Origin of the sequence: Shimia aestuarii (assembly GCF_022814865.1) — a bacterium.
In the GTDB taxonomy this organism is placed as follows: domain Bacteria; phylum Pseudomonadota; class Alphaproteobacteria; order Rhodobacterales; family Rhodobacteraceae; genus Shimia; species Shimia aestuarii_A.
This window is the reverse complement of sequence record NZ_JAKVRD010000037.1, coordinates 1-12,368: the sequence shown is the minus strand read 5'-3', so window position 1 is coordinate 12,368 and position 12,368 is coordinate 1. Positions and strand designations below refer to the sequence as shown.

Below are 12,368 nucleotides of genomic sequence, written 5' to 3'. Positions count from 1 at the left end.
CGCTGGCACGGGGGTCGCGGGTGGTGGGTTGAAAACCCACCCTACGTTTGGGGGGCTTCCCCCCGTTGCGCCCCCTTTGAACCCCTTGTATTGAGCGGGGCAAAGGAGAGCCGTGATGCCCGTATTTCTTGATGCGACTGCCGCCGATTTCGAGAGCGCCTTTGCCCAGCTTCTTGGGGCCAAGCGCGAGGATAGCCCGGATGTCGATGCCGTGGTGGCGGGGATCATCGCCGATGTGCGTGCACGGGGCGATGCGGCGGTTCTTGAACTGACGGCGAAGTTTGACCGGCTTGAGTTGACGCCCGAGACGCTGCGGTTCTCGGAAGACGAGATCGAGGCCTATTGTGCAGAGGTGAATGACGCGGATCGTGCGGCGCTTGAGTTGGCGGCGGAGCGTATCCGAGCCTATCACGCGCGGCAGATGCCGGAGGACCAGAGCTGGACCGATGAGAGTGGCGCGACTTTGGGCTGGCGCTGGACGCCGGTGTCGGCGGCGGGGCTATATGTGCCCGGCGGCTTGGCGTCTTATCCCTCGTCGGTTTTGATGAACGCGATCCCGGCGAAGGTTGCCGGGGTGGAGCGGTTGGCCATCGTGGTGCCGACGCCGGATGGCATTGCCAATCCGCTTGTCCTTTTGGCGGCGAAGATCGCGGGCGTGGACGAGATTTACCGCATCGGCGGGGCGCAGGCGGTGGCGGCGCTGGCGTATGGCACTGAGACCATCGCGCCAGTGGACAAGATCACCGGGCCGGGCAATGCCTTTGTCGCGGCGGCGAAACGGCGGGTCTTTGGCAAGGTCGGGATCGACATGATCGCGGGGCCGTCAGAGATTTTGGTGATCGCAGATAAGGATAACAACCCGGATTGGATCGCGCTTGATCTTTTGAGTCAGGCCGAGCACGACGAGAGCGCGCAGTCGATCCTCATCACGGACGATGCGGCGTTTGGGCGCGCGGTGGCCGAGGCGGTCGAGAAACGCCTTGAGACGCTCGAGCGGCGCGAGATCGCGGGCAAGAGCTGGCGCGATTATGGGGCGGTCATCACGGTGGCCGATCTCGACAAGGCGGCGGAGCTGTCGAACCGCATCGCGCCGGAGCACCTTGAACTGTGCGTTGCGGACCCGGATGCATTGGCGGAGAAGATCACCCATGCGGGCGCGATCTTCCTTGGGCAATACACACCCGAGGCCATCGGCGATTATGTCGGCGGACCGAACCACGTTCTTCCGACGGCGCGCTCGGCGCGGTTTTCTTCGGGGCTTAGCGTGATGGATTTCATCAAGCGCACGACGCTTTCGAAGATGACGCTTGAGAGCCTGCGGGCGATTGGGCCGGCAGCAGAGACGCTTGCGATCTCGGAAAGCCTTGAGGCGCATGGCCTTTCGGTGCGCGCGCGGCTTGATGCGCTGAACGAGTAGATTGCCCTGCCAAGGGGGATCGGCTACTCATTTTGCCAATTAGCGAGCGAGTGTGAATCCCATGTCCCGGATCAGCAAAATCCAGATCGACGACAGCAACCTGCCGCCTCCGACGACGGAGATCGAGCAGGAACGCAAGGTCGCGATGTTTGATCTTCTCGAAGAGAATAGTTTCGACCTGCCCGAACGGGAGGACAGGGCGGTTCCGGAAGGGCCGTTTGAGGTCGAGCTTTCGATCCGTGAAAAGCGGCTTGTCTTTGATATTGCGACGGAAGGCGGGGAGAAGGCGGCGGAGTTTCATCTTTCGTTGTCGCCGTTCCGGCAGGTGGTCAAGGATTACTGGGCCATTTGCGAGAGCTACTATGACGCGGTGAAGAACATGCCGCCGAGCCAGATCGAGACCATCGACATGGCGCGCCGAGGGATTCACGACGAGGGTGCGCGCATCCTTGGCGAGAGGCTCAAGGGGAAAGCCGAGGTCGACCATGACACCGCGCGGCGTTTGTTCACGCTGATCTGCGTTCTGCATTTCGGAGGGTAGGGGCATCTTGGGGGAGGAGCTGCCACAGTCTGTCTTGTTCTGCTGCGATCACAACGCGGTGCGCTCGCCCATGGCCGAGGGTATCATGAAGCAGTTCTACGGAACCGATACCTATGTGCAATCGGCGGGGATCAAGAACGATCTCGAGATTGACGGGTTCGCCATCACGGTCTGTCAGGAGATGGGGGTTGAGCTTTCGCGGCATCGCTCGCGCAGTTTCGAGGAGATGGAGAAATGGGGCGATCCGATTTCGTCCTTCGACCTCGTGGTTGCACTCACACCGGCGAGCCGCAGGGAGGTTCAAGACCTCACCCGCTATAGCCATTGCGACGTGGAATACTGGCCGATCAGCGATCCTTGCGGCATTGGCGAGACGCGCGAGCAGAGGCTTGAGGCCTATCGCGGGGCGCGGGACGAGATCATCGCGCGGTTCAAGGAACGCTGGGGCGCGCCCTGACGTTTTCTGCGCGGCGCGGTCGCAAAATGGCGTTCGGCGCGGGCCGGGGCGTGACAGGGTCGGCGCAGGACAAAGAGACGGAGATCCCCATGAGCAAAGAAACGATCCAACGCTATTACGACGCCTTCAATGCGGGCGATATCGCGGGGATGGCAGACTGTCTTTCGGACAAGTTCGTGCATGACGTGAACGAGGGCGATCGGCGGAGCGGCAAGGAGGCTTTCGCGGATTTCTGTGCCCATATGGCAGAATGCTATCGCGAGACCCTCACCGATATGGTGGTCTTTGCCAGTGAGGACGGGACGCGCGGCGCGGCGGAGTTTGTCGTAAACGGCATCTATCTCAAGACCGATGGCGACCTGCCCGAGGCGAAAGGGCAGGACTATCGCCTTCCGGCGGGCGGGTTCTTTACGCTCGAGGATGGCAAGATCACGCGGGTGACGACCTATTACAACCTCTCAGACTGGATCCAGCAGGTCTCATGATCGAGACGCGGGGTCTTCGGGGGGCAGAGCTTGAGGCGGCGCTCGACGATGTGGCGCGGCTTCGGATCGAGGTGTTTCGGGCGTTTCCCTATCTTTATGACGGCGATCTCGCCTATGAGCGCGATTATTTGCAGAGCTACCGCGACAGCGCAGGCGCGGTGCTTGTCGGGGCGTTTGACGCGGGGCGGTTGATCGGGGCGGCGACGGGTACGCCCTTGGCCGACCATGCCGAGGATTTCGCGGCGGCCTTCGAGGGGACGGGGATCGACCTTGGCGAGGTGTTCTACTGCGCGGAATCGGTCCTCCTCCCGGAGTATCGCGGACAGGGGATCGGGCACGCGTTTTTCGATCTGCGCGAGGCGCATGCGCGCGGTTTGGGTTTTGCGAAATGCGCCTTTTGCGGCGTGGTGCGCCCGGAGGATCACCCGCTTCGCCCGGAGGGCTATGCGCCGCTCGAGCCGTTCTGGAGGAAGCGTGGCTATGCACCGCTTTCCGGCGTCGTGGCGCATTTCTCCTGGAAGGATGTGGATCGGGATTGCGAGACGGAGAAGCCGCTGCAATTCTGGATGCGGGAGATTTAGGGGCCAGCCCCTCTTGGCCGCGGGGCGGCCAATTCACCCCGGGATATTTTGAGCAAGAGGAAGAGGGGGCGTAGGGATGAAGATTGCGACGGCGGGGTATCCGCTCGATTTCCTTGAGAGTTGGGCGCAATACGAGGACAAGCAGGCGGCCTGGGTGGCGGAGGCCGCCGGAGAGGGCGCAGAACTGCTCGTCTTTCCCGAATATGGCGCGATGGAGCTTGCGACGCTTGCGGGTGCGGCGGTTGCGGCGGACCTTGAGGCGGCGTCAAAGGCGGTATCGGAGCGGATGGGAGCGGCCACCGAGCTGCACCAGAAGCTCGCGGCGGAGCATGGGGTCTATATCCTTGGTGGGTCGGGGCCGGTTTTCGACGGCGGCGTGCGGCCCGATGACCGACCCGTCAATCGCGCGCATTTCATCAGCCCGAATGGCGCCGTGGGCTATCAAGATAAGCAGATCATGACGCTTTACGAGCGCGATCCGTGGGATGTTGTCGGGTGCGGGCCGCTCAAGATTTTCGAGACGGCGCTTGGCAAGATCGGGGTTCTCATCTGCTATGACAGCGAATTTCCTCTTTTGGGACGGGCGCTTGCGGACTGTGATGTGATCCTTGTGCCGAGTTGTACCGAGGCGCTTGCGGGCTATTGGCGGGTGCGGATCGGGGCGATGGCGCGTGCGCTTGAGCAGCAATGCGTGACCGCGATGGCCTCGGTCGTGGGGCCGGCGGGGTGGTGCGATGCGGTTGACATGAACACCGGCGCAGGCGGCGTCTTTGGCCCGCCTGATAAGGGGTTTCCGGCGACCGGCGTGATTGCCGAAGGGGTGCTCAATGTGCCCGCATGGACCTATGGCGAGGCGGACCTTTCGGCAGTGGCCGAGGTGCGCCGGGCCGGAGGCGTGCGCAACCGGACCCATTGGGCGGAACAGGGGGCACGTGACGGGGAGGTCACATATATCCCGCTGCCCTGAGAATCGGCCTTGAAAATCAGGACGTTTGGGACCATTTAAGGGCATCCCGCGCATGGCGGGTGCTTTTTAAAGGAGAAAACATGGCCAAGGAAGAACTGCTCGAATTTCCCGGTGTCGTGAAGGAACTCCTGCCGAATGCGACATTCCTGGTCGAGCTGGAAAACGGCCATACCATCATCGCGCACACGGCAGGCAAGATGCGTAAGAACCGCATCCGTGTTCTGGCTGGCGACAAAGTGCAGGTCGAGATGACCCCCTATGATCTGTCCAAGGGGCGGATCAACTATCGCTTCAAGTAAGCGGAAACGGCCCTCGTGGCGCGGCAGATGACAGGACCGATGGCATGACATTTATCCTCGGCTCCGGCAGTCCGCGCCGCAGGGAACTGCTTGCGCAGATCGGTGTAGTGGCGGATGCGATCCGCCCGCCCGAGATCAACGAAGACCCCCGAAAGGGCGAGCTTCCCCGACCCTATTGCGAACGTATCACCCGCGAGAAGGCCGCGGCCGTAGAGGCCGGGCCAGACGATATCGTGCTTTGCGCCGATACCACCGTGGCGATGGGGCGGCGCATCATGGGCAAGCCGCGCGATGCCGGCGAGGCGGCGGCCTTTCTTGTTGCGCTTGGTGGGCGGCGGCACCGGGTCATCACCTCGGTCGCGGTGCGCCGGGGCGATAGGCTCTGGGAGCGCACGGTCGAGAGCGCGGTCAAGATGAAACGGTTGTCGGATGACGAGTTGAACGCCTACCTTGCCAGCGGGGATTGGCAGGGCAAGGCCGGGGGCTATGGGATCCAAGGGCCCGCAGGCGCGTTCATCCCCTGGATCAGCGGATCCTACAGCGCCATCATGGGCCTGCCCGTGGCCGAGACGGCGGCGCTCTTACAGGCGGCGGGCTACCCGCTCTATGGAGGGACGGCATGAAGGGACGGCAAATCCTGCTCGATCATATCGGAGAGCGCGAAGCGGCGGCCTTGATGGTCGATGGCAAGCTTGACGATGTGCTCATTGATGGCGATACGCCGCGCCCCGGCGCGATTTATCGCGCGGTGGCGGATCGGCCCGTGAAGGGGCAGGGCGGCATGTTCGTCAAGACGCCCGACGGCATGGGCTTTCTGCGTCAGGTCAAGGGACTTGCGCCCGGCCAGACGCTCCTCATGCAGGTCACGGGGATGGCAGAGGACGGCAAGGCGATCCCGGTGACGCAGAAGATCCTCTTCAAGAGCCGCTATGCCATCGTCACGCCCGAGGCGCCGGGCCTCAACATAAGCCGCTCGATCAAGGATGACGACCTGCGCGAGACGCTTCTCGGGATCGCGCATGAGGTTATGGGCGGCAGCGAGATGGGCCTCATCCTGCGGTCGTCCTGCGCCGAGGCCGAGGCGGGCGAGATCGCCGAAGATATTGCCGCCATGGAAGAGATGGCGCGCGCGGTGATGGCCGATGCTGCGGGCGAGATGGAGAAGCTCACCGAAGGCGACGGGCCACATGAAGAGGCCTGGCGCGAATGGGTTGCGCCGGCGGACATCGTGACGCGGGCGGGTTGTTTCGAGGATCACGGCGTGCTCGATGCGCTTGAGGATCTCAAGAGCGCCAAGGTGGCGATGGGGGGCGGTGCGTTTCTGTTCGTGGAGCCGACCCGCGCGCTTGTTGCGGTGGACGTGAACACCGGCGCGGATACCTCGCCCGCCGCCGGGATCAAGGCCAATATGGCCGCCGCGCGGGAGATCCCGCGCCAGCTCCGCCTGCGGGGGCTTGGCGGGCAGGTGACGATCGATCTCGCCCCGATGCCCAAGAAGGAGCGCCGCCCCTTCGAGACCGCGCTGCGCGCCGCGCTCAAGGCGGACGGGATCGACACGGTGATGGCGGGTTGGACCCCGCTTGGCCATTACGAACTTCAGCGCAAACGCGCCCGCGTGGCGATCCGGGGGCTGCTGCCATGAGCTGTCCGATTTGCGACAAGGAGACGGTCAAGGCATATCGCCCGTTCTGTTCCAAACGCTGTGCGGATGTGGATCTCGGCAAGTGGCTTAGCGGCGACTATGCGGTGCCGTCGGAAGACCCGGAGGAGGCGCTGGAAGCCCTTGAAGAGCTCGAAAAGCGCGGCGATCCGATCCACTAAGGCGCCCGGTCCAGCCGCCGCGTCGCAAGGCGCCCCGCGCTTTGACATTTTTTTGCGAAAACCCTCTGGACAGCCCCAGTTAGCTGACATAGAACGCCGCAACCCGAACAGCGATGTTCACCCGTGCCCGGGTAGCTCAGGGGTAGAGCAGTGGATTGAAAATCCTCGTGTCGGTGGTTCGATTCCGCCCCCGGGCACCATTAAGTCTTATATTTTCAATTGCTTAGACCTGTGCGGCTTCGCGTGCACCCTTGCATTGCTCGGCTTGGGCATCACTGGGGTATCAATTTGCAGGAAGTCCTCCGCTCGGCGCGACAGAACTTCACCATAAGTGGTCATGAACTGAAATCTTCAGTGGCACTTGACAAAGGCAAAGAGTATCAAATCAGTAGTCGTTGACACCTTCGGGAAGGAAAACGCTGCCGAGAAATGAAAAAATACCAGGCCTTGCATGTTCGATTTGACTACAAAAAACGGCAATAAGCCAAATTTCATTGACTTGTTTGCGGGGGCTGGTGGCCTGTCCGAGGGTTTTGTGCGCGCAGGCTGTGAGCCCATCGCTCACGTCGAGGCTGATACTGCGGCAGCTTACACTCTCCGTACTAGAGAAGCGTTCCACGTACTGAGGGGCCGAGGCGACCTCAGCGGATATTTTGCATATCTTTCGGGTCAGCTTAGCAGGGACGAATTCTATTCGTTGGCGTTTGGATCTCGCTCGAGTTCTGTCATCAACGCCGAAATTGGGGCTAAGAGCTTGTCTCATATTTTTGCCCAATTGGATATCCAGATTGGCGATAGGAAACTGGACCTAATTGTAGGTGGCCCACCATGCCAAGCTTATTCACTTGTTGGGAGAGCGCGCTCTGAACAAAAGATGGTCGGCGACGAACGGAACTACTTGTTTGTCTACTACGCCGAATTCTTGAGGAGATATCGACCAAAGTTTTTCATCTTTGAAAACGTCGTCGGACTTCTGACCGCGCGCGAAGCCGATGGCACACGCTACTTTGACATGATGTGGTCACTTTTCAAAGATCTCGGCTATACGGTCGAGTATCGAGTCATCGCCGCTGATGAATACGGCATCCCTCAAAAGCGAAAACGGATTATTCTTGTAGGCAGAAGAGGCAAGAAAGACGGTTTCTTCCCAGAGCTCGAAAAAATCCCGACTGACTTTTTGGTTGAGGATGCTATCGGCGACCTACCATCTTTGCGTGCCGGGAAAGGGGTGCCATCAGTCATTTCTTTGGAAAAGCCGCCTAGCCGTTGGCTGGAGGAATCCGGCTTGCTTTCAGCGGACAAGAGTACCACTTGGCACGAAGCACGCCCACACAATCCGAGGGACCTCAAAATTTTCAAGAAAGTAGTCAACAGGTGGAACAAAAACGGTGAACGGTTGAGTTACAACGACCTGCCTGAGTCGCTAAAGACCCATAAGAACCGAAGCTCATTTCTTGATCGTTTCAAGGTTGTTGCGGCAGACCTGCCAGCGTCCCATACAGTGGTTGCACATATCGCCAAGGATGGGAACTACTACATCCATCCAGACAATGCGCAAAACAGATCTCTTACACCGCGCGAGGCGGCGCGACTGCAAACTTTCCCTGACGATTTTTATTTCGAGGGCGCAGGTGGAAAACCAAGCCGAACTTCGGCCTTCAAGCAAATCGGGAATGCCGTGCCGGTCCTGCTAGCTGAAAAGATTTCCCAGAAACTTGTGGAGAACTGGTCATGAGTGACGACGGTGTATTCTCTATTCGACCTGCGGGTCGCCACATCTTAACTATCGGTCGCGATCTGATCCAAGATCCCTATGCTGCCGTTGTTGAACTGGTTAAGAACGCCTTCGACGCAGATTCCGAGTTCGTCGAGGTGGAGTTTAAGGCAGACACCGAGGCACAGGAGTACAAAATCATCATTTCGGACGGTGGCCACGGAATGTCGAGGTCAGATGTCGTTGAACGGTGGATGGTCCCCTCCACCGACGACAAGCTGAAGCGAAAGACCAGTCCCAAAGGCCGAGTTCTCCAAGGGAGAAAAGGTGTCGGTCGCTTTGCCGCGTCTATTCTGGGTGATGATCTTCTGTTGGAAACCACCACGGAGAATGGAGAAACTACCTCTGTATTTGTAGAATGGGCGACCTTCGAAGGTGCAAGCTATCTGGATCAAGTAGAGCTACTTATTGATACACGAAAATCCGACTCTAAACCCGGAACGGTACTTACGATAAATGGTAGCAAAGCTGGGTTGGAAGAGTGGAATGAAGCCCAGTTTCGCCGTTTGATGTATGAGTTGCGAAAGTTGACGCCTCCTACGGCGGCTATCTCTGGGGTTGACCTGAAGCCAGAGAAGTTTGACATCAAACTGAAAGTATCTGGCTTCACAGGTGTTCAGGACACAGAGGAAACCATCGATTCATTCCCGATCCTAGATTTCTATGATTACATGATTTCTGGATATGTGGATGAAAACGGTATCGGAGAACTCACATACTCGACACAGAAAATAGATAACGCGAGCATAGAAATCTTTGCCGTTGATTTTTCTGGTTTCTTTGAGAAGTCATGCGGTTCTCTTAACTTCGACATTCGGGTTTATGATCGCGACAAAAACGATATCGACCAGATTATTCGTAGGGGGCTGAAGGACAAGGACGGTAATTACCTTGGCAACTTGGCTGCTCGCCAGCTGCTGAACTTCAACAATGGTATTGGTGTTTACAGAAACGGCTTTCGGGTTCGACCGTTGGGTGATGCACAGTTCGATTGGCTTAAGCTTAACCAGAAAAGAATTCAGAATCCTTCCAGAAAGATTGGCGGAAACCAAGTCATTGGATTTGTGCACATCGGGTCCGAAGAGACGTCGGGACTGGTTGAGAAAAGTGCTCGGGACGGTCTCAAAGAAAATGCTGCCTATGAACGGCTGATCGAAGTAACGACCAAGGTCATTGAAGAGCTGGAGATCCGCAGATTCGCGCTGCGAAGATCGCTTGACCTGGGGAAGCCGAAGTCCCGCGTCGAAAAGCAAATTCAGCAGTTGTTTTCGGACGACCACATTCGTGCCGACGTGGTTACGAGGCTAGAGCGCGCGGGCATAGGAGAGGCTGTCACCAAAGAGATATCCGACATCCTCGCAAGGGACATGGCCGCAAAGAACAAGGCGGCAGAAAGCATCAGACAAACTGTTGCTGTCTATCAGGGTCAGGCTACTCTCGGAAAAATCGTGAACGTTGTCCTGCATGAGGGGCGGCGGCCATTGAACTTTTTCAAGAACCAGGTTCCGAACCTCGAGTATTGGGCTGGTGTATTTAGCGATAGTCCAACACCGCAGAATTTGGATCAGGTTCTTCCTATTGCAAAAGAGCTTGGTCACAACGCGGAGGTGTTTGCCCGCCTTTTTGAAAGACTTGACCCACTAGCCGCGGGCAAACGTGCGGAGGCTCGCCCATTTAGAATGTCGGAGGTGCTGAACGGCTCTCTACAAGTGTTCGAAAGCACTCTGAAAGAGCTCGAAGTCGAGGCTGCAGTTGAGGGGCCAGTTGATTTCGAGCTATTGGGTTGGAAGCAAGATTTCTATGCGATTTTTACCAACTTGATTGACAACAGTGTTTATTGGTTTGCAGAGAAAGCCACGAAGAACCCATCGATCACGATCCGGTTTGAGGTTTCTGAAGGCGGTCTCGCATACATTGATTACAGAGATAGCGGCCCTGGGATTGATAAATCTCTTATAGAATCAGAAGTGATTTTCGATCCTGAGTTTTCTACCAAACGAGATGGTACCGGTTTGGGTCTTGCAATTGCGGGTGAGGCGGCATCGAGAAATGGTCTTGAACTGAACGTTTTGGAGTCCGATCAGGGTGCGTATTTCAGACTTCAACCTGAAAACGGAGAGTAGATTTGACTATAAAACTGTTGCTAGTGGAAGACGATGAAGGCGACCGTCAAGGCTTTGTGCAAAGCGTGGCTCGTTTCAACCATGAGAACGAAGTTGAATTTGAAGTCGTTCCTTTTGGCACATTGAGCGAAACTCTGAATGCTTTGGATGGCAGCTTTGACTGCGCTGTCATTGATATGAAGCTAGGTGATGCAGGCGGCGAAGGTAATGAGGTTCTTAAAGCTTTGAGCGAGGCGAATGTTCGCATGCCAGTTGTAATCCTTACCGGGACACCCGGCGAAGCCAATGATGCATTTGTGCACATTGATGTGCAGAAGAAGGGCGAGGCAGATCATCTTGCGATCCTTGAGGACTTTCGACAAATGCATGCCTCAGGGCTGACTAAGGTAATGGGCGGGCGTGGACTTCTTGAGCAGTCACTGAGCCATGTCTTCAAGTCCAATCTCCTTAGCCAAAAAGAGGCTTGGAAGAAGTACGGGCAACAAGATCCCGAAAAATCCGAAAAGGCGCTGATGCGCCATGTCATGAATCATTTGATACAGTTAGTTGACCTTGACGAAGAAAGCTGCGTTCCAGAAGAGTTCTATATTTTTCCTCCGATAGGGGACTTAAAGAGAACCGGGACAGTGCTGAAATCCAAGGAAAGTGGATCGTATTTTGCCGTGATGAATCCACTTTGCGATTTGACGGTCCGACCAAATGGAGAGTTTAAGGCAAGGCACATCACGCTTTGCAAGATTTCAACGCTTGATGAATGCGCTGCACACGAGGCCAAGAGCAAGGAAAACGTTAGGAAGGAGTTGGAGAAGAACAAGCGGAACTGCTATCATTTTCTCCCCGGTACAGCCTTCTTTCAAGGAGGGTACATGGATTTTGAACACTTGATGTCTGTGGGAAAAGAGGAAGTTCAAGACCAGTTCGATGAGCCGCTTCTTCAAATATCGCCTGCATTTTTGAAGGATATCGTATCGCGGTTTTCTTCTTTCTATGGAAGGCAGGGGCAGCCCACACTCACCTATGCCGAAGAGTGATCTGTTGAGAGCCACCGAGAGGTTAGTGCCCAATTCAGGTTTGTGAAGAAACACAGGGAAAGGATCGAAGGCGATAGCCAGTGATCAAGCCAAGCGAAATTAACGATGATTTCGGCTCCGTATCAGCGGCCCGTTCGTATAATATGTCTCGAATTGGGGCAAAGGATACAAAGCCGGAATTGATAGTCAGGCGAATACTGCACTCGATGGGCTACCGCTACAGACTGCACGCGCCAGAGTTGCCTGGCAAGCCAGACATTGTATTCCGCCCTCGTAAGAAGGCTATTTTCGTTCATGGCTGCTTCTGGCATCGCCACCCAGGTTGCTCGAAAGCGACCATGCCTAAAACTAGGCAAGAATTCTGGCAGGAAAAGTTCAGGAAGAATGTCCAGCGTGATCTTGCGGTGCTTCAACAGCTTTCGGACTTGGGGTGGTCGTGTTTGGTCGTATGGGAATGCGAAACGAGTGATGCCGACCAGCTTTCTAGTGGGTTGTCGGCTTTTTTGACTGATTGAGTCCCTGAGCTGCGGCCTAACTTTGCTCAGTGGAGCTTGGCGCTGATTTTTCCAAAACTTGCTTTGCTTCGCCGAGTGCCTTCGATCCCTTCACCCATTGCCAAGGGGTGCGCGACTTCCTCGCCTTTGCCAGGTCGGGGTTCGCTTTGGCGTCGCTGGCGGCGGCGCGCAGGCGTTCACGGGCCTCGCGCGGGTCGAGTTTGAGTTCTTCGCAGATTGCCTTGAGCGTTACTGATCCGCCCCACTTGAGTGGTCCAATTTGATTGTTAGTGCATGATCGGCCTTTGGTCCATCTGGATGATGGTTTCGGGGGCCGGTGGGCGATAGCCCAGAGCACTGTGGGGTCGTTTCGTATTG

General features: G+C 57.3%; 15 protein-coding genes and 1 tRNA gene. 15 read left to right on the top strand and 1 reads right to left on the bottom strand.

The annotated features are described in order from the left end of the window. Window positions 1–115: 115 nt before the first annotated feature. From hisD to MK745_RS19250, 15 genes are all read left to right on the top strand, one after another. Window positions 116–1,417 (top strand): histidinol dehydrogenase, encoded by a 1,302-nt coding sequence (gene hisD, locus MK745_RS19320; protein ID WP_243614808.1) that lies wholly within the window; start codon window positions 116–118, stop codon window positions 1,415–1,417. A gap of 61 nt (window positions 1,418–1,478) precedes the next feature. Then, window positions 1,479–1,958: a UPF0262 family protein gene (locus tag MK745_RS19315; RefSeq protein ID WP_243614807.1), complete on the top strand. Its 480-nt coding sequence runs from the start codon at window positions 1,479–1,481 to the stop codon at window positions 1,956–1,958. 7 nt (window positions 1,959–1,965) lie between these two features. Further along, complete coding sequence (locus tag MK745_RS19310; RefSeq protein ID WP_279391865.1) at window positions 1,966–2,415, top strand: low molecular weight phosphatase family protein; 450 nt, start codon at window positions 1,966–1,968, stop codon at window positions 2,413–2,415. Window positions 2,416–2,504: 89 nt separating this feature from the next. Next, window positions 2,505–2,900 (top strand): ketosteroid isomerase-related protein, encoded by a 396-nt coding sequence (locus MK745_RS19305; protein ID WP_243614805.1) that lies wholly within the window; start codon window positions 2,505–2,507, stop codon window positions 2,898–2,900. Beyond that, window positions 2,897–3,481: a GNAT family N-acetyltransferase gene (locus tag MK745_RS19300; RefSeq protein ID WP_243614804.1), complete on the top strand. Its 585-nt coding sequence runs from the start codon at window positions 2,897–2,899 to the stop codon at window positions 3,479–3,481. The genes MK745_RS19305 and MK745_RS19300 overlap by 4 nt, the downstream gene beginning before the upstream one ends. Window positions 3,482–3,557: 76 nt before the next feature. Then, window positions 3,558–4,448 carry a carbon-nitrogen hydrolase family protein gene (locus MK745_RS19295; RefSeq protein ID WP_243614803.1) on the top strand — a complete coding sequence of 297 codons (891 nt, stop codon included), beginning with the start codon at window positions 3,558–3,560 and terminating at the stop codon, window positions 4,446–4,448. 80 nt (window positions 4,449–4,528) lie between these two features. Continuing rightward, window positions 4,529–4,747, top strand: a complete 219-nt coding sequence (gene infA / locus MK745_RS19290; protein ID WP_224826370.1) for a translation initiation factor IF-1 — start codon at window positions 4,529–4,531, stop codon at window positions 4,745–4,747. Between the two features lie 44 nt (window positions 4,748–4,791). Continuing rightward, window positions 4,792–5,370, top strand: a complete 579-nt coding sequence (locus MK745_RS19285) for a Maf family protein (RefSeq protein WP_243614802.1) — start codon at window positions 4,792–4,794, stop codon at window positions 5,368–5,370. Continuing rightward, on the top strand, window positions 5,367–6,389 hold the full coding sequence (locus MK745_RS19280) for a ribonuclease E/G (protein ID WP_243614801.1): 1,023 nt from the start codon (window positions 5,367–5,369) through the stop codon (window positions 6,387–6,389). The genes MK745_RS19285 and MK745_RS19280 overlap by 4 nt, the downstream gene beginning before the upstream one ends. Then, entirely contained in the window at window positions 6,386–6,568 is a 183-nt protein-coding gene (locus MK745_RS19275; protein ID WP_243614800.1) for a DNA gyrase inhibitor YacG, read from the top strand. Before MK745_RS19280 ends, MK745_RS19275 begins: the two co-directional genes overlap by 4 nt. A 125-nt stretch (window positions 6,569–6,693) precedes the next feature. After that, window positions 6,694–6,768: transfer RNA gene (locus MK745_RS19270), tRNA-Phe, on the top strand. A gap of 251 nt (window positions 6,769–7,019) precedes the next feature. Next, the gene (locus MK745_RS19265; RefSeq protein ID WP_243614799.1) at window positions 7,020–8,303 is read left to right on the top strand and encodes a DNA cytosine methyltransferase; all 1,284 of its coding nucleotides are present in this window, start codon (window positions 7,020–7,022) and stop codon (window positions 8,301–8,303) included. Beyond that, the gene (locus MK745_RS19260) at window positions 8,300–10,465 is read left to right on the top strand and encodes a sensor histidine kinase (RefSeq protein WP_243614798.1); all 2,166 of its coding nucleotides are present in this window, start codon (window positions 8,300–8,302) and stop codon (window positions 10,463–10,465) included. The genes MK745_RS19265 and MK745_RS19260 overlap by 4 nt, the downstream gene beginning before the upstream one ends. A gap of 2 nt (window positions 10,466–10,467) precedes the next feature. Further along, window positions 10,468–11,496 (top strand): hypothetical protein, encoded by a 1,029-nt coding sequence (locus MK745_RS19255; RefSeq protein ID WP_243614797.1) that lies wholly within the window; start codon window positions 10,468–10,470, stop codon window positions 11,494–11,496. A gap of 80 nt (window positions 11,497–11,576) precedes the next feature. After that, the gene (locus tag MK745_RS19250; RefSeq protein WP_243614796.1) at window positions 11,577–12,011 is read left to right on the top strand and encodes a very short patch repair endonuclease; all 435 of its coding nucleotides are present in this window, start codon (window positions 11,577–11,579) and stop codon (window positions 12,009–12,011) included. 16 nt (window positions 12,012–12,027) lie between these two features. On the opposite strand, the gene MK745_RS19245 is transcribed toward MK745_RS19250, so the two are convergent. Then, on the bottom strand, window positions 12,028–12,368 hold a 341-nt coding region (locus MK745_RS19245), incomplete at its 5' end, for a hypothetical protein (RefSeq protein WP_243614809.1).